The 16,478-nt window shown below is 40.1% G+C and carries 16 protein-coding genes and 1 pseudogene; 10 read left to right on the forward strand and 7 right to left on the reverse strand.

The genetic code is table 11. The features are described from left to right. Positions 1-456 precede the first annotated feature (456 nt). On the reverse strand, positions 457-1,005 hold the full coding sequence (locus IAE20_RS12295) for an NADPH-dependent FMN reductase (protein WP_200482443.1): 549 nt from the start codon (positions 1,003-1,005) through the stop codon (positions 457-459). A 70-nt stretch (positions 1,006-1,075) separates the two neighbouring features. Continuing rightward, positions 1,076-2,032, reverse strand: a pseudogene (locus IAE20_RS12300) (M15 family metallopeptidase). 139 nt (positions 2,033-2,171) lie between these two features. Between IAE20_RS12300 and IAE20_RS12305 the strand changes: the two are divergent. Both IAE20_RS12305 and IAE20_RS12310 read left to right on the forward strand, forming a co-directional pair. Next, complete coding sequence (locus tag IAE20_RS12305; protein ID WP_227611022.1) at positions 2,172-2,729, forward strand: zinc protease; 558 nt, start codon at positions 2,172-2,174, stop codon at positions 2,727-2,729. Positions 2,730-2,731: 2 nt separating this feature from the next. Then, complete coding sequence (locus tag IAE20_RS12310; protein WP_200482442.1) at positions 2,732-3,211, forward strand: NF045616 family extracytoplasmic (lipo)protein; 480 nt, start codon at positions 2,732-2,734, stop codon at positions 3,209-3,211. 61 nt (positions 3,212-3,272) lie between these two features. Here the strand turns inward: IAE20_RS12310 and IAE20_RS12315 are convergent, their stop codons facing one another. The 4 genes from IAE20_RS12315 to ribF all read right to left on the reverse strand — a co-directional run bounded on the left by IAE20_RS12315 (position 3,273) and on the right by ribF (position 8,184). Beyond that, entirely contained in the window at positions 3,273-3,755 is a 483-nt protein-coding gene (locus IAE20_RS12315) for an FKBP-type peptidyl-prolyl cis-trans isomerase (RefSeq protein WP_200461160.1), read from the reverse strand. Beyond that, positions 3,748-4,287 carry a signal peptidase II gene (gene lspA / locus IAE20_RS12320; protein ID WP_200482441.1) on the reverse strand — a complete coding sequence of 180 codons (540 nt, stop codon included), beginning with the start codon at positions 4,285-4,287 and terminating at the stop codon, positions 3,748-3,750. The genes IAE20_RS12315 and lspA overlap by 8 nt, the downstream gene beginning before the upstream one ends. Further along, the gene (ileS, locus tag IAE20_RS12325; RefSeq protein ID WP_200482440.1) at positions 4,280-7,117 is read right to left on the reverse strand and encodes an isoleucine--tRNA ligase; all 2,838 of its coding nucleotides are present in this window, start codon (positions 7,115-7,117) and stop codon (positions 4,280-4,282) included. The genes lspA and ileS overlap by 8 nt, the downstream gene beginning before the upstream one ends. A 65-nt stretch (positions 7,118-7,182) precedes the next feature. Beyond that, on the reverse strand, positions 7,183-8,184 hold the full coding sequence (gene ribF, locus IAE20_RS12330; protein ID WP_200482439.1) for a riboflavin biosynthesis protein RibF: 1,002 nt from the start codon (positions 8,182-8,184) through the stop codon (positions 7,183-7,185). 204 nt (positions 8,185-8,388) lie between these two features. Here ribF and IAE20_RS12335 point away from each other — a divergent pair, with 204 nt between their 5' ends. From IAE20_RS12335 to rutD, 3 genes are all read left to right on the forward strand, one after another. Then, positions 8,389-9,534: a TDT family transporter gene (locus IAE20_RS12335; RefSeq protein ID WP_200482438.1), complete on the forward strand. Its 1,146-nt coding sequence runs from the start codon at positions 8,389-8,391 to the stop codon at positions 9,532-9,534. Positions 9,535-9,602: 68 nt separating this feature from the next. Continuing rightward, the gene (locus IAE20_RS12340; RefSeq protein WP_200482437.1) at positions 9,603-10,172 is read left to right on the forward strand and encodes a 5'-nucleosidase; all 570 of its coding nucleotides are present in this window, start codon (positions 9,603-9,605) and stop codon (positions 10,170-10,172) included. A gap of 70 nt (positions 10,173-10,242) precedes the next feature. Then, positions 10,243-11,037: a pyrimidine utilization protein D gene (gene rutD / locus IAE20_RS12345; RefSeq protein ID WP_200482448.1), complete on the forward strand. Its 795-nt coding sequence runs from the start codon at positions 10,243-10,245 to the stop codon at positions 11,035-11,037. Between the two features lie 95 nt (positions 11,038-11,132). On the opposite strand, the gene IAE20_RS12350 is transcribed toward rutD, so the two are convergent. Beyond that, a complete protein-coding gene (locus IAE20_RS12350) occupies positions 11,133-11,747 on the reverse strand; it encodes a TetR/AcrR family transcriptional regulator (protein WP_200461167.1) in 615 nt (204 codons plus the stop codon). Positions 11,748-12,200: 453 nt separating this feature from the next. Between IAE20_RS12350 and rutA the strand changes: the two genes are divergently transcribed. The 5 genes from rutA to rutG all read left to right on the forward strand — a co-directional run bounded on the left by rutA (position 12,201) and on the right by rutG (position 16,478). After that, a complete protein-coding gene (gene rutA / locus IAE20_RS12355; RefSeq protein ID WP_200482436.1) occupies positions 12,201-13,310 on the forward strand; it encodes a pyrimidine utilization protein A in 1,110 nt (369 codons plus the stop codon). Next, positions 13,307-14,044 carry a pyrimidine utilization protein B gene (gene rutB, locus IAE20_RS12360; RefSeq protein ID WP_200482435.1) on the forward strand — a complete coding sequence of 246 codons (738 nt, stop codon included), beginning with the start codon at positions 13,307-13,309 and terminating at the stop codon, positions 14,042-14,044. The genes rutA and rutB overlap by 4 nt, the downstream gene beginning before the upstream one ends. Positions 14,045-14,053: 9 nt before the next feature. Continuing rightward, positions 14,054-14,434, forward strand: coding sequence for a pyrimidine utilization protein C (rutC, locus tag IAE20_RS12365; protein WP_200482434.1), 381 nt, complete (start codon positions 14,054-14,056; stop codon positions 14,432-14,434). Positions 14,435-14,517: 83 nt separating this feature from the next. Continuing rightward, entirely contained in the window at positions 14,518-15,084 is a 567-nt protein-coding gene (rutF, locus tag IAE20_RS12370; RefSeq protein WP_200461150.1) for an NADH-dependent FMN reductase RutF, read from the forward strand. 29 nt (positions 15,085-15,113) lie between these two features. After that, complete coding sequence (gene rutG, locus IAE20_RS12375; protein ID WP_200482433.1) at positions 15,114-16,478, forward strand: pyrimidine utilization transport protein G; 1,365 nt, start codon at positions 15,114-15,116, stop codon at positions 16,476-16,478.

Here is a 16,478-nt window from a genome sequence, read left to right on the forward strand (position 1 = left end):
GAGAGTAAGTCATCGCCAGCTTTTAAATATAAGCCCCGTCACTAGCCAGTGACGGGGCTTCTTTTTTTACAGCGTACTATGAAATATCTCACGAATTTAAGAATAAAACCATTTGGGTGCCTTAAACAGCTATTTAAAGCCACGCTCTCATGACAAGTAATTCAGAAATTTATAATCTATTTAATTGACGACCAGTATGCTTATACGGTACTTAAGCTTATTCGAGAGGATTAAATATTTTAATACTTTTACAAAGTATAAATAAAAAGAAGCCCCATCATCCTGACAGGGCTCCTTTATATTCCGTTTATAGTGTCGTAGATATCCTATTTACGACCACATCCTGTGCATCTTGTTATTTTCAATGAGACTTCCTGTCTCTCTATGATGTATATAATAGGCGAAAAATTAATGGAGGGATATTCGCCAATGACTTCGATAGTTGTAAGTTTTAGCTTACACCAAATTTTTATGATATTTTTTTAATTTCTCAACAAGATTGATTAATGACTTGATTTCGAAATCATTAGCTTCAAATTCTTCTGATTGGTTGCGTTTAAAGATATCGCGGATTTCAATCACAGCATTAGGATCAATCATATCTAAACTAGATGTAACTTGACGAATTTGACTAATTGAACGGGAACCATAGGTTGAACCATAACCAACAAATGCTACAGGTTTATTTTTCCATTCTTTTCCAAGATAGTCTAAAGCATTTTTTAAGGCAGGACTATAACCATGATTATATTCAGGGCTGATAAAAATAAAGCCTTCTGCTTGCGCAATCTTATTTGCCCATTCTTGTTGTTTGGGTTGATCGTAGATGCCAGTCGCTGGTGGATGACTGCCAGAAAAAAGGGGCAAATTCCATTGTTTTAAATCGACCAATTCAACTTGAATAGCGTTATCTTGATGATTTACAAGTTGATTATATACCCAATTTGCGACTTTAATCGCAGTACGCCCTTCACGAATACTTCCGACAATAATATAGATCAGCATGGTTATTCCAAAATTATGAATTGGATTAAAAGTTAAACGATCTTCTAAAGGTTTGGAAAGTAAAACTTTGTTATGAATTGGAATTATTTACTGTTATTTCAATTTCAGTCAGCAGTTTATCTGCCATTTCTTTGGTTTTTTTCAACCCTGGCATGCGGTATTCAGTATGCCCATAGTCTTGAATAGATTTCCAGCGGCCACCCCAAGTCAATCCTACCGATTCGGCAAGTTCGCCATATAGTTGATAGCCATGCATGGCCCAGGGATCACGTTCTGTAATCACGATTTTGCCATTGCGTTTAAATGCAATATCTGCGGCTAGGCCGAATTGATGATAACTTTGGTAACCACGAGCACGCGTGGTGTTGGGATTGTTTGAAAGCATATTTTGTCGCACTGGACTACGATAGCCTTCAAGTAGCACCAATTCATAACCGTAACGCTCTTTCATGAGTTTAAATACCATGAGTAAACGTTGTTTGTAACGCGGGTGCATTTTATCCCATTTGCGGTCAATACGTGCATTCTCAAAGCGACTATGATTATTTATAATTTCAAGTTGTGATGCTTCAACGGAATAATTATTTTGTGCTTGCTCATACTGTTCAAGTTGCTTAGCTTCAATAATTGCTGCTTCAACTAAAGATGCATCAACTTCAGGCGGTGGTGTTAGGAGCTCACCATTTAAAAGCGTATAAATTTGTGGATCGACTTCTTTGAGATATTCGGCTTCTATACGAGTTGAGCTAATGGGGCGTGTAAAGGCAAATACAATAATATTAGTAAACAAAAGAAATCCAGCACTTAAAATCCACCATTGTTGTAAATGCCATTGAGATTGAAGTTGTTCTGATGCAGATGCATCATGAAGTTATTGGGCAAATTTTCTAGCGCGTTTAAATTTTTGTTTACTTTTCGGCAATATATTTTTTAATAAAATAAAAAGCTTATGACGTAATTCATGGAACATGAGACAAGCGAGTGCTATTGTAAGCCCGAAAAAGCAAATAAAAATAAGAAGGATCATGGAAGACGTTTATTGCACTGTATCGGGCTTCTGAGTACCTGCAAGTTCACTTAAAGTATTTGGATTTTCATTTTTTTCTGTTTCTACTTGAACAATATCTATTCCAACTAAAAGAAAGCTAACTTCAGGTGAAATAAAAATGTGTCAATTGGTTTTTAAAGATTCAATTGACTATTCGAAAGTATATATACAGATTGGCGGTTTTATAAGCATAATTATTAATTTGACTGATAATGCTATGACACCTTTTGGAAATGTAAATGTATCAAATAAAAATTATTTTGAAAACCTAGCTTTTAGTAAGTCTAAAGGGAATGCACAACATTGGTTCATTCATGAGATGACACATGTTTGGCAATATCAAATGGGTACTAAAAATGCTTGGCTAGGTCTTGAACAACTCTTGTGTAAAAGTGGATATATAATCAAAGTAGATTGTGTTGACTCAGGTTTAGGAGAGTTAAAAGCCTATGATACAGATATTACAGGAAAAGATTTAAATAAAAAATTTAAGGATTTCAATTTCGAACAACAAGGTAGAATAATTGAATTTTGGTTTAACGCATGCTATTTGCAGAATATTGTATCATCAAGACCACATCATCAGAAAAGTTTAAAGCTATTAGGCTATGTTGAAAGAATTTTGAGAGATTTTTTAGATAATCCACATGATCCATCATTATTGCCTAGAAGTTAATTATGAATAAAAAATTACTAGTACTTATATTGGTGTCGATATTATTTCAGTTGATTGCATGTGCTCAACCTATTAATAACCAATTGAACATAATAAGCAATAATGATTTGTGCATCTATACGGGAAGAAAAACAGGATATTCAACGCAAGATGACTATTTTATTGTTTTTGTTGGAGAGTACAATCCACAAGAGAGTTTTAAAAGTATCTATGAGAAAAAATATAATAGTCTAAAATTCCCAACGAATAAAAAAAGTTGTATTAATGTTCCAAGTGAAATTTTTGAAAAATCCGGAATTTATAGTATAAACTTAGAATCAAACAAAAATTATTCACAACTAGTTTGTGTGAAAAAAGATAAAAGAAACTCTATTTTATATTATAGGATAAAAGAAAATTTAATTTGTAGTGATGAGGAAATTAAATTAGAAGAACCTGATGGAGTAATGAATAAGATTAAATCTGTCTTGAAGTTTAATTAATGTTGAAAAATAAAAAACCTCCTAATTACTTTAGGAGGTTTAAATCAGTTAAATGCTTACATCACATCAGCTTAATCCCTTGTTGACCCGCAGGAGTCACCTTAAAGATTTCAACTTCAAAACTAATATTTTTACCCGCCAACGGATGATTAAAATCTACTTCGGTAATATCATCATTGACTGAAGCAACCACGCCAAATAATGATGATTTGGCTTTGTCTTCAAACTCAATCATATGACCAACAATCGGGCGTTGTTCAAATTTGACGGTATCAAATTTTTGAATATTTTCAGGGTTCCAAGGGCCGAAAGCATCTTCTGGGGGTAAATGTACGGTACGACGATCTCCCGCACGTAAGCCAAATAGTGCTTTTTCAAAACCTGGTAATAAATTGCCATCACCAATGGTTAGGCTTACGGGCTGTTCGCGGCTACGTGTATTGTCAATCTCAACACCATTTTCCAGTGCAACAGAAAAATGTAACTCGACCTGAGCGCCTTCTTGTATACGAATTTCTTCGTTCGGTTGAATAATTTCAGTCATGCTTTACTTCTGCACGTTGGATGCGTTTTTTCTCAAGGAAAAAAGTATCAATTAACAAGAGGATGGTTCCCAGCGTAATTGCACTGTCTGCAATATTAAAGGCTGGAAAATGATGATTTTGATAATAGACATGAATAAAATCGACGACATATCCCAAAGTCATTCGATCGATCAGATTACCTAATGCTCCACCTAAAATCAAAGCAATGGCTGCGGGTAAAACCATTGCATTTTTCGGCATGCGTAATAACCAGAACACAAAAATAATCGAAACGATGCCTGCCAGACCCGTAAATAAATAATGTTGCCAGCCCCCTGCATCAGAGAGAAAGCTAAAAGCCGCACCATAGTTATGTAGTAGGGTCCAGTTTAAAAAGGGCAATACTGGCACAGGATCAGCATAGTTCAGATGTGTGCTTGCAATCCATTTGGTCCATTGATCCAAGAGGATGGCAAGAACAGAAAGTCCGAGCCAAATTAGATTATGTGGATAAAACTGGAATAAGCCTTTCTTTACTTGAGCCTTAGGCATATTTTCTCACTTCGCCACGACCTGCGACGTTTACGATACAACGGCCACATAGACCAGGATGATCGGCATGTGTATTAACATCTGGTAGCACATGCCAGCAGCGTACACATTTTTCGCCTTCTGCTGCTGAGACCTGTACACGCAAGCCCTCTATGTCCGTAATTTCACCCTGTTCCGCATAAGGATAGACAAGCACTTGCGATGTAATTAATACAAAGCGTAGTTCATCACCTAACTGGTTCAGTACCGTTTGTAATTCGTCTTTAGCCCAGATTTCTACTTTGGCTGACAAGTTACTGCCGACCAGTTTGGCATTACGAGCTGCTTCAATCTGTTTGTTGACTGCCGATTTGACCTGAATCAGGGTTTGCCAATCAGCTTCAGAAATGAGATTGGCTGTAGAGGCAACAGGTAAATCATACCATTGGGCAGTAAATACATATTGTTCGTTTTGTTCAGGAATCAGTGGCCATGCTTCTTGAGCGGTAAAACTTAAGATGGGTGTCATCCAGCGTACAAAGGCTTGAACCAGATGATACAGCGCCGTTTGTGCAGAATGACGTGCCTGTGAATCGGCTTTAGTGGTGTATTGACGATCTTTGATAATGTCGAGATAGAAGCCACCCAAGTCATTGATACAGAAGTTCGTCAAAGCGCTACATACGATATGGAAATTCATATCTTCATAGGCTTGTTGAATAGTTTTTTGTACGTCTGCAGCACGTTGCAGGATATATTGATCCAGAGCAATTAATTGATCAACAGGCAATGCATCCGTTGATGGTTTAAATCCATTCAAGTTTGCCAATAAGAAACGTAAGGTATTTCGGATACGACGGTAACCATCAGAAGCACGGCTAAAAATTTCTTTACCTGCTGTCATCTCATAACGATAGTCACTTGATGCAATCCAGAAACGCAATCCATCAGCGCCCATATCTTTAATAATATCTTGAGGCGTAATGATATTGCCCAAAGATTTAGACATTTTACGGCCTTTTTCATCAACCACGAAGCCATGAGTGAGCAGACCTTTATAAGGTGCGCGTTCATTAATCGCAATTGAGGTGAGCAAGGACGACTGGAACCAGCCACGATGCTGATCTGAACCTTCCAGATATAAATCTGCAGGATCGGTCAATTCTTCACGTTGACGTAACACTGCATAGTGGGTTGTACCTGAATCGAACCAGACATCAAGCGTATCGCGTACGGCATTGTACTGCTCTGCATCTGAACCAATAAAGTCTTTAGCTTCACGGTTATACCATGCATCAATGCCTTCTTTCTCAATCAGTTGTGCCACTTCTTCAATCAGTTCTGGCGTACGAGGATGAAGCTCATTGGTATCTTTATGCACAAAAAATGGGATTGGCACACCCCAAGTACGTTGACGTGAGATACACCAATCTGGACGACCTTCAATCATCGACTCAATTCGGTTTTTCCCCCAATCAGGCACAAAGCTAATATCATTTTCAATCGCCTTCAAGGCACAATCACGTAAACCCTTGGCATCCATGCTAATAAACCATTGCGGTGTTGCACGGAAAATAATTGGTGTTTTGTGGCGCCAGCAATGCGGATAGCTATGTACGATCGGTTGATGAGCCCATAAACGGCCGACAGCACCCAAAGCTTCAATAATTTGTGGATTGGCTTTATAAATATGTTCACCAGAAAAAATAGGCGCAGTTGGTAAATATACGCCATTCCCCCCGACAGGGTTATCAACTTGGAGGTTATAGATCAGACCAACTTTATAGTCGTCTGCACCATGACCTGGCGCGGTATGTACTGCACCTGTACCACTAGTTGCGATGACGTGCTCACCCAAAATCACAGGAACTTGACGATCACTTAGTAATGGATGTTGTAAGGTCAGACGCTCCAGTACAGCACCTTTAAAATCTGCCAGAACCACTGGATTTTCCAGCTTATAACGGGCAATGGCGGATTCAACCAGATCTTTGGCCAATATAAAGTTTTGTGTACCGCGGTCGCTTTGTACCTGTACCAGTTGATAGTCTATCTCAGCATGTAATGCAACTGCTTGGTTTGCAGGCAAAGTCCAAGGAGTAGTCGTCCAGATCACGATATCGGTTGGTGCCGTAACGTTTACACCCACACGCTGAGTTAAATCCTGAAGATCAACTACACCAAAACCAACGTCAATCGCATCGGACTTTTTATCTTCATATTCAACTTCGGCTTCGGCCAGTGCTGAACCGCAGTCGATACACCAATTCACCGGTTTTAAGCCGGGCTCGATATGACCTGCTTTTTGAATTTCACCCAAAGCACGTACGATATCGGCTTCTTGTTTAAAATTCATGGTTAGATAAGGATCTTGCCAATCACCAAACACACCCATACGAATAAAGTCTTTGCGCTGTAAATCGACCTGACTCATGGCATATTCACGGCAGGCTTTACGGAAAGTTGACGCATCAACTTTGACACCGACTTTACCGACTTTTTCTTCAACTTTTAGTTCGATCGGCAGACCATGACAGTCCCAACCCGGTACGTATGGTGCATCAAAACCATCCATAACACGGCTTTTGACAATAATATCCTTTAATACTTTATTGACCGCATGGCCTAAATGGATCTGACCATTAGCATACGGAGGGCCATCATGTAAAACATATTTTTTCTTGCCAATACGCGATGCACGAATCTTCTGATAAATGTTGTCGGCATACCACTCTTCTAACCATTTTACTTCGCGCACAGCCAAATTGGCTTTCATGGCAAATTCGGTACCTGGTAGGTTGAGTGTGGCTTTGTAATCCACGGCATTTTCAGGAGTTTGCTTATCGCTCATGCAAGTTGTCTTCCAGTTCGATCAGCAGTTAAGCTGACGTGTTTTATCATCAAAAAAATTCGAAATTAAAAAGGGAATTGTGGTTGTTGCTCACGAAAGTCGAGCAGGTCTTCCACATCTTGGTCAATTCCAGCTTTCAGCGCTTCCAGCGACGGATAGTTTCGTTCACCATGCAAAAAGTTAAGAAACGTCACCCGCATTAACAAGCCATACAGATTAGCAGAAACTTGGGGAAAATGTACTTCCAATCGCCATTCTGGATGTGTCTGTTGAATGGCAGGACGAGTTCCGACATGGCCTGCGCCAAATAAACTATCTGGATGATAGCCTGCGATCCCTGACTGTGTGTGATCGTCGCTTTGGACTTTATGGCGTAGAGAGGTTGTTTCACAGACTACATCTACCCCATAAATACCGCTTAAACACGGTTTATGGCGATTTAAACGCACATTAATGGTTGGAAAATTTAAAGTGCGGCCAATCTGATCACCATATTGTACTCGACCTGTAATACTGTAAGGGCGCCCTAAAAGTTGTGCTGCCAGTGCTAAGTTACCTTCGGCCAGAACCTGACGAATACGCGTAGAACTTACGCGTTCCCCATGATATTCAATGGTGTCTAAATTGGTAACTTTAAAGCCATAGTCACGTAAAAACTCGCTATTACCTTGACGATTTTTCCCAAAGTGAAAATCATCACCCAAAATGAGCTGCTGTGTATTGAGCTTAAAGTGCAATAAGTCAGCAAACTCTTGGGCACTCAGACCGCGAAATTGTTCATCAAATTTGGCAATTGCAATATAGTCCACACCCAACTCGGTTAAATATTCGACTTTTTCCCGAAGTGAGCTGATCCGAGGGGGCGCATCAAAGCCTTTAAAGTATTCAAGCGGCTGAGGTTCAAAAATCATGACCAGTGTTTTTAAATGATGAGCCGCAGCGATGTTTTTTAATTGCTTAATCATGACCTGATGCCCTAGATGGACACCATCAAAGTTGCCAATCGTCACTGCAGTGGCAGGCAACTTAAAGTTTGGCGATAAGGCATTCAGGCGGAGCAGTTTCATGGATTTCAATGAAGCTAAATTTTGAAAGTCCTCTATATTGCCATAAACTGGGGGCTTGGTGCTATTGTTGCGTTTTTATGCAGGCAAAAAGCCGCAACTTTTTTCTTCTTATAAAAAATACTGATATATAGTTTAAAAATAAATCAATTTTTCTTATCTTTGTATTTACTTATGATCGCAGTAACAAATGTTGAGATACGTTGAATGAACACTCCATTTTATCAATTACGATTCAAGCAAAATATTATCCGTGAATTCACACCGAACTGGTTTGCAGTAGTAATGGGTACTGGAGTAGTGGCATTAATCATGGCGCATTTTCCTGTCGCCTCTGATTCATTTTATCGTCTTGGCTTTATATTATGGGGATTGAATACACTATTATTTAGTCTTTTTAGTGTGTTGTATCTTAGTCGCTGGCTTTTTTATACGAACGAAGCAAAACAGATTTTCAGTCACCCCACTATGAGTTTATTTTTAGGAACCATTCCAATGGCACTGGCAACAGTTCTAAATGGTCTGTTGATCTATGGAATAAATGAATGGGGTGAAATTGCGGTCATGATCGCAGTCAAACTCTGGTATCTGGATGTGTTACTGGCAGTTCTGGTCGGCTGGATTGTGCCGTTTTGTATGTTTAGTCGGCAGCAACATGTGTTGCCCAATATGACTGCGATGTGGTTACTCCCCATTGTCGCGGCAGAAGTTGCTGCAAGTTCTGGTGGCTTAATCTTGAATGTCGCGCCATATGTACCCCATGCAGTCAGTATTTTATGGTTCAGTTATATACTCTGGGGAATGTCTGTATTACCTGCTTTTTTAGTTTTAGCAATTCTGATTTTGCGATTGGCTTTACATCAAATTCCTGAAAAAGAACTCGCCATTTCAAGCTGGTTGTCTATTGGCCCGATTGGAACAGGGGCGCTTGCAATGTTATTACTTGGACAGGCTGCACCACATGTTTTACAGCAGCATAGTTTGCAAATGCTGGGGCATTTTTTACAACATAGCGGCCTGCTCATTAGTCTGGTGTTTATGGGAGTGGGAGTTTGGTGGTTGGGACTGGCTATTTTTGCGACGCTATATTATTTCAAACTAGGTATTCCGTTCAATTTGGGTTGGTGGGGGATGACCTTTCCCTTCGGTGTTTTAATTTTGGCATTACAACAATTGGCGGCACAACTGCACTGGATGAGTTTGACTCTTATTGTCCATAGTCTGATGGTGGTGTTATTGGGCTTGTGGTTATTGGTTAGCCTAAAAACGATTCGTGGAGCATACACAGGACAATTATTTTATTCTCCTTGTTTGCAAATGTGGAAACAGCGACAAGAAAATCCTCATTCTTGATCTAGAAAAGTTGTATAAGCACAATCGATCAGTTTAAATGCGGTGTGATGAAACTGAGATAATAAAACATGAATATTGCACTGATCATGGCGATTCCTGATGAATCCAAAAGTTTATTTGAGCAGGCGGGTATTACTGTCCACTACAGCGGTATTGGTAAAGTGAATGCTGCATTTACTGCATTTGATATTATTCAAAAAACGGGTTGTGATGTGCTTTTGAATTTGGGTAGTGCAGGCAGTTCAGTTTTTGATGCACATACATTAGTTGAAGTGAGTCAAGTGGTACAACGTGATATGGATGTTTCCCCGTTAGGCTTTGCAATTGGCACAACACCTTTAGATCAAGAGTTTCCCGCTACCATTGTCCTTGAACCATTTTTCTCAGAATTGCCCCAAGGTGTTTGTGGTACAGGGGATTCCTTTGAAACGGGAGCGCCAAAACTTGCCTGTGAGATGGTGGATATGGAAGCTTATGCGATTGCCAAAGTTTGTAAAAAATTAGGTGTTCGCTGCATTTCAGTGAAATATATTACCGATGGAGCCAATGATACGGCGCATTTGGACTGGGAGGCTAATTTGCTATTAGGCGCACAAAAATTATTGGCTTTATATCAACAGCATTTTTTGAAAAATTAGTTACTGGCTGCCAAGAAAGGCATAAATCTTGCTGGTTGATAGAAATATTAATTTTACCAAACGGTTTAAAATGAACTATCAGCTTTATCCAGCGTTAAATGAAAGTCAGGAATATGTGGTTTTTTCTTCGGGTTTGGGAGGGCACGGTCAGTTTTGGCAGCCACAGATTGCTGCATTTCAGCAAACGTACCATGTTTTGATTTATGATCATGAAGGCTGTCATGCAGATAGTCGCTTATTGCCAGAGTCTTATTCCTTTGGTGATTTGGCTGAGCAAATTAAAAATCTACTACTTCAACTTAATATTCATCGGTTTCATTTTATTGGTCATGCGATTGGTGGATTTATTGGAATAGAATTGATGCAGTTGCTTGATGCATCTGAACTCGATATGCAAAGTTTAACTGTCATTAATGGCTGGGCAGATTTAGATCCCCATACTTTAAAATGTTTCCAAACCCGACTGGCTTTACTGGAACACGCAGGTATTGCTGCCTATGTGGCTGCACAAGCATTATTTTTATATCCGCCAAGCTGGATTTCTCAATACTACCTCGATATTGAACAACAAGAACAAAAACAGCAACGGGACTTTCCACCGATTCAAAATGTTATTCGACGTATAGCTGCATTAATGCATTTTCAAATTACACCTGAGCATTTGGCCAAACTTGCTCAACGGCCTGTGCTGTTGATTGCGAATCAGGATGATATGTTGGTGCCCTATCATCAGAGTTTAAAGTTTTGGAAATTAGTACCCCAAGCGCACTTATATTTGATGGCTGAGGGAGGGCATGCTTCAACTGTGACTCAAACACCCTTAATCAATCATCAGATTTTAAAATTTTTACACCAGAGCCGATGAATTAAACAGCATGTAAACGCTAAATGGATTGAATTTTGGCGACCATAGGCAACTATGGTCGTAAGCCATATAAAGAATTAAATCTCTAAACAAAGTTAAAGGCGAGGTAAAACGCCATAAAGAATCATATGCACCGTATGTTCAATGGCGCGTTGTTGCATACTTCGATTGCGAAGAGTCTTTCCTGTGACCATTTCCATCTGGATACTAAAATCTGCATAGTTTTGAGTAATTGCCCAGATATTTAAAATTAAGAGTTCAGGATCAATATCAGCAGAAATTTTGCCTTGTTCCTGCCAAGTCTGAATAACTTTGGCTTTGCGCTTAAATAGTTTTTTTAGAGGCCCTTTCAAAATTTCCAAAATATGTGGCGCACCTTGAATAATTTCTAGGGCAAACAGTTTAGAGGCTTTGGGTTGAGTACGCGACACTTCTATTTTTTGAATGAGATAATGTGCCAATGCTTCAGTAGGTTCAAGTTCAGCTTCTAGTGTTTGCAATGGTGCAAGCCATTTTTGTAGAACTGTAGTAAGAACCTCGACATAAAGCGCCTCTTTATTTTCATAATAATAGAAAATATTGGATTTATGCATATTTGCCAGTTGAGCAATTTCATCTAGGCTCGCCCCACTAAAACCGTAAGTTGAAAAGACATCCAGCGCAGCACTGAGCAACTGATTTCGTTTTTGTGTACTCTTTTTTTGTTCCATTGGCATAACTAGTCTAGACGGTTCTGATGAATTGTAAGGTAAACCGCATGATTTGTGCACAGCATAAGGTTATTTTTCTGTCTGAGAAGAAAAAATAAGTGCTTCATCTTACGGAAGTTGTTTGAAATTCCAGCATCTTTTTGTTCAAAAAGCAAACAAATTATATAAATTTTAGTCAAATGATTTGGCTGTTGTATTTCAATTTCTTTTGCACGTTATTGATCCTGTTTTCACCTAAATAGTGCATTGTTGTGCGCCATAATTTTACTAAATGGTAAAAACAAATTAACCATATGTTTTATGTAAGTATTTATTAAATATTAATAAAATAAAGTTGGCATAATGTATGCATTGGAAAATAATAAGAAATGGCCATTCTTGAAAATTAAATAATGAGTTTTAGGTAGTGCTCATGTAGTCCATGAATTACATCTTCCCAAGAGGATCGACCAGATGAAAATAGGTGTTTTTTGTCCAATCGGAAACAATGGCTGGCTGCTTTCAGAAAATGCGCCTCAATATATGCCGACCTTTGAACTTAATAAACAAATCGTACAACGCGCTGAACATTATGGTTTCGATTTTGCACTTTCCATGATCAAGTTACGTGGTTTTGGTGGGAAAACTGAATTTTGGGATCATAACCTCGAAACTTTTACGTTGATGGCGGGATTAGCTGCGGTCACAAGCAAGATTAAAATTTATGCCACTGCTGCAACACTGGTAATGCCACCCGCTATTGTGGCGCGAATGGCTTCGACCATTGATTCGATCTCAAATGGGCGTTTTGGTCTAAATGTAGTAACAGGTTGGCAAGCCCCTGAATATAGTCAGATGGGCATGTGGCCAGGGGATGAATATTTCGCTAAGCGTTATGAATACTTGTCTGAATACGTTCAAATTTTGAGAGAACTTTGGGCGACAGGGAAATCGGACTTTAAAGGTGAACATTTCCAGATGGAAGACTGTCGTGTTAGTCCTAAACCGCAGGCTGACATGAAGATTATCTGTGCAGGGCAATCTGATACAGGGCTTGAGTTTTCAGCGCAACATGCTGACTATAATTTTGTATTTGGGAAAGGACTAAATACTCCAACAGCCTATGCCGATATTAATGATCGTTTAAAACACTTTACTGAACAAACTGGGCGTGATGTGCAGACCTATGTTTTGTTTATGGTGATTGCGGCCGAAACTGATGCTGAAGCCATGGCGAAATGGCAAAGCTATAACGACGGTGCCGATATGGAAGCGATTAACTGGTTGATGAATCAGGGCGGTAAAGATACCAAATCGGGTACAGATACCAATATTCGCCAAATGGCATCCAGCGTTTCTCCAGTCAATATCAACATGGGGACTTTAGTAGGTTCCTATGCAAAAGTTGCCGCAATGTTGGATGAAATTGCCGAGATTCAGGGTACGGAAGGCATTCTATTGACCTTTGATGATTTCTTGCAAGGTGTAGAAGATTTTGGTGAGCGTATTCAGCCTCTGATGCAATCACGACAAAGCACTGTTGCTGAATATCAAATGCTTACCCCATTGGAGAAAAGCGCATGAGTATGGTGATTGCAGATTTTACCGAACGTGCAGGTACAGGACGTATCTTAAAAGCAGAACCGGAAGCGATTCAACTTGCACCAGAACAAACCGCATTGATCGTGATTGATATGCAAAATGCTTATACCTCATTAGGCGGTTATCTGGATTTGGCAGGTTTTGATGTCTCTAAAACTAAGCCTGTTGTAGAAAATATTCAAAAAGCCGTATCAGCAGCACATGCAGCAGGCATCCAGGTGATTTATTTTAAAAATGGCTGGGACAGTCAGTATGTTGAGGCGGGTGGCGCAGGATCCCCTAATTTTCATAAATCCAATGCCCTAAAAACCATGCGCAATCAACCCGAACTGCAAGGTAAATTACTGGCGAAAGGTGGCTGGGATTTTGAGCTAATTGATGAATTACAGCCAACAAGTCAAGACATTGTCATTGAAAAGCCACGCTATAGCGGTTTCTTTAATACTGCGCTCGATAGCATGTTACGCGCTCGTGGGATTCGCAATCTGGTATTCGTTGGTATTGCGACAAATGTTTGTGTGGAGTCGACTTTGCGAGATGGCTTCTTCCTCGAATATTTCGGTGTAGCACTGGATGATGCATGTTATCAGGCAGGCCCGCCCGAAATGCATACTGCTAGCATGTACAACATTAAAACTTTTTTTGGCTGGGTGTCCGATACGCAAAGTTTTGTTGAGAGCTTTCCTCCATCCCAAATTATGGCCAAATCTGCATAGGAGTACGACATGCCAAAGCAAATTATTTTACCCGCAGGTACTCCACCCCCTTTAGCACCTTATGTGCCTGCTACCAAAGCCGATAATATCGTGTACGTCTCTGGAATTTTGGCTTTTGATGAAAATAACAATGTGGTGCATGTGGGTGATGCTGCTGCACAGACACGTCACGTGTTGGAAACCATTAAAGGGATTTTGGCCAACGCAGGAGGCAGTTTAAAAGATGTCACTTTTAACCATATTTTTTTACGAGACTGGGCCGATTACACCGCGATAAATGAGGTTTATGCGGAGTATTTTCCTGAACAGCGTCCAGCACGTTATTGCATTCAAGTGGGGTTGGTCAAACCTGAGGCATTGGTTGAAATCGCCTCAGTAGCGCATGTCTAAGCCAAACTGAAAACCAAATTTAGGCTGTTAAACATCATAAATTATACCTCATCACTTTGAAGGTCTTGAGGTGGAGATAAGCAATGACCGCATTAATACAAACTCCAAATCAGCTGAAAAGCTTACTTGAGCAAATCACTCCGTCCAATCGCTTTACCAGTATGCAGGTTGATCAACACATCTTTCGGCAGGGTATGTCGAATTTGGGAGCTGCGGTAAATGTAATTACTACGGATGGTATGGCAGGAAAATCAGGTTTTACCGCATCTGCGGTGTGTAGCGTGACAGATAGTCCACCGACTTTATTGGTGTGTTTAAATCGCGCTGCTTCGGTATTTGAAACCTTTCAGAAGAATCAGGTGCTCTGTGTCAACACATTGGCTGCGCATCAGGCAACTCTCTCCAATATTTTTGGAGGTAAAACCCCCATGGACGAACGGTTTACTTATGGAACATGGCAAACACTGGCTACACAAGCGCCTGTTCTGGAAGATGCACTGGTGTCTTTTGATTGTGAAGTGGTGCAAAGCCTGTCTGTAGGGAGCCATGACGTTTTTTTCTGTCAAGTTAAAGCGATTCAATACGGGCAGGGGCAAAACCCACTCATGTATTTTAACCGTAATTATTGTGAACCCCATTATGTAGCTTAAATCTCATGTTGAAATGAGGAGAAATAGCGATGTCGAGTCAAGAACCGTGGTTTGTCAAATTTAAACCTTATCAAGGAAATCTGGATCAAAATCCTGTCCAGATTGATGAATATCTTCCCGCTGGAAAAAGTGTGGTTTTAGGTCTGCAACATGCCTTTGCCATGTTTGGGGCAACAGTGCTGGCGCCGTTATTGATGGGTTTTGATCCGAATTTGACGATTTTTATTACAGGGTTTGGCACCATTTTATTTTTTTTGATTACCGGAGGACGCTTACCGAGCTATCTGGGTTCAAGTTTTGCTTTTATTGCGGCTGTTGCTGCGGCAACAGGCTATAACGGCATCGGTGCTAACCCGAATCTGGCTTTGGCGTTGGGAGGGACTGTCGTCTGTGGTTTGATATATGCTGCTATTGGCGTGATCGTCATGCGTACCGGAACAGCGTGGATTGAAAAGTTGATGCCTCCAATTGTCACAGGAGTCATCGTGATGATTATTGGCTTAAATCTCGCACCAGTCACGATTAAAGGGGTTTCTGGCAATGGCTTTGATACATGGATGGCCGTTTTAACCATTTTATGTATTAGTGCTGTGGCTGTATTTACCCGTGGTATGGTTCGTCGTTTGTTGTTACTGGTTGGTTTGTGTGTTGCCTATTTGGCTTATTTTCTATTTGCCAATGTATTTGGCTGGGGAAAACCGATTGATTTCACACCTATTGCACAGGCCGCATGGTTGGGTTTGCCGACTTTTCATACGCCCGTCTTTGAAACTAAGGCCATTTTGTTGATTGCGCCAGTTGCATTGATTTTAGTTGCAGAAAACCTGGGTCATTTTAAAGCTGTGTCAGCAATGACTGGCCGAAATTTATCGCCGTATATGGGACGTGGTTTTTTTGCTGATGGCGTATGTACGACTATGTCTGCCTCTATTGGAGGAACAGGAATGACCACTTATGCCGAAAACATTGGCGTGATGGCAGTGACCAAGGTTTATTCCACTACAGTATTTGTCGTTGCTGGCTTATTTGCAATTTTGCTTGGTCTTTCACCGAAATTTGGTGCAGTCATTCATACGATTCCTGTAGCTCTTTTGGGGGGTGCATCGATTGTTGTATTTGGTTTGATTACAGTTGCAGGAGCTAAAATCTGGATCGATCATAAAGTAGATTTTAGTCAGAACAGCACCCTGATTATTGCTGCAGTAAGCCTAATTATGGGTGCAGGGAATTTTAGTTTACATATTGGTTCATTTGATTTGGGAGGAATTGGCACGGCTACTCTAGCTGCAATTGTCCTAAATTTACTGTTGAATCGTGATAAAACGATGCTTAATCAGACTGATTCTACAGAGCACAATGATAAAAATATCCAACCGCTCAGTCCGCAGTCTTAA

The organism is Acinetobacter sp. S54 (assembly GCF_016624945.1).
In the GTDB taxonomy this organism is placed as follows: domain Bacteria; phylum Pseudomonadota; class Gammaproteobacteria; order Pseudomonadales; family Moraxellaceae; genus Acinetobacter.